Raw genomic sequence first — 947 nt, 5'->3', positions numbered from 1 at the left:
TTGACGCCTCTTTCACGCTCGCTGGTTTTGAGTGCGAAACGGACCGGCATCTGGCTCCGGCTGACAAGACCATGTCTTGCTTCTTGTTCAAGCCTACCTATGGGGCGGCTCTTCAGCTGAGGTCTCGCTTTAAGGCCAAGGATCTGGCGTAAAAGTCGGGAGCCGCTCCTTCGTTATCTTTGGGGCGGCTCTTGCCATGACCTTCGTGCCGACACACGCAGCCCGGGCGGCCGGCGATACCTGAGGCTGGCAAGTGAAGCTGTCGCGAGCGCCTGTCTTCGGGCTGTCGCTTGGCTGCTCGTGGCATCGCCTTGCACCGATGCTTCTGGGGGCCGACGCCAAAGTTATCTTACTTCCGGTAAGTTAGCGCTAACTTATTCAAACCTGAATAACTTGGGGTAACTTGACCCAATACCGCCCTCGCATGCCAGGCTCTTTTGCGGCGACCTGGCCGTGTCGCTGAACACCTCCTGGAATGCGCATTGTCTGGTCTAGGTGGGCCGCACCGCCCTCACAGGTTCAGCCCTTGCTGGGCCATGATCTGCTTTAGGTTCCGCATGCCATGGAAATAGACTTTTAATGGAGGCTCAGCTTGCGCAAATGTCCAAAATTCTGACTTAACAGGATGGTTTTGTCCAAAATATCGACTTAACGAGGTGATGTTGCCTTTGATGCCTTTTGCGAGAACCGTGTCACGTGCGTCCATCTTGGGCCGTAGCAGCGGCGCGTGGGCCGGGACGGCACTCACATTGGTGCTGTGGCTCTCAGCTGCCGCAAACTGATGAGCACGGGCCCGTTGAAAGCACCCGGCCGGCGTTATCGCGATGCCGCTCCCGCTGTGGCTTTGGGATGGGTCTGTCACTTCGGCGCCGAAGCATCAAGACGATTAGGGGATGTTATGGGGCGGGAGCCGTTGCCGAAAATTTGGCTCTTTGCGCTTGAGTTCG

General features: G+C 57.3%; 1 protein-coding gene. It reads right to left on the bottom strand.

From position 1 onward, the window contains the following. Positions 1–511: 511 nt before the first annotated feature. Positions 512–706 carry a hypothetical protein gene (locus HTT03_RS00005; protein WP_174857888.1) on the bottom strand — a complete coding sequence of 65 codons (195 nt, stop codon included), beginning with the start codon at positions 704–706 and terminating at the stop codon, positions 512–514. Positions 707–947 lie beyond the last annotated feature (241 nt).

The sequence above is a fragment of the Sulfitobacter maritimus genome, assembly GCF_013346665.1.
Taxonomy (GTDB): Bacteria; Pseudomonadota; Alphaproteobacteria; order Rhodobacterales; family Rhodobacteraceae; genus Sulfitobacter; species Sulfitobacter maritimus.
Note: the sequence above shows the minus strand (reverse complement) of the source record. Positions and strands in the feature narration are given on the sequence as shown.

Coding starts and splice junctions, on each gene's coding strand:
- HTT03_RS00005 (WP_174857888.1), bottom strand. CDS start 706: ATGGACGCACGTGACACGGTTCTCGCAAAAGGCATCAAAGGCAACATC.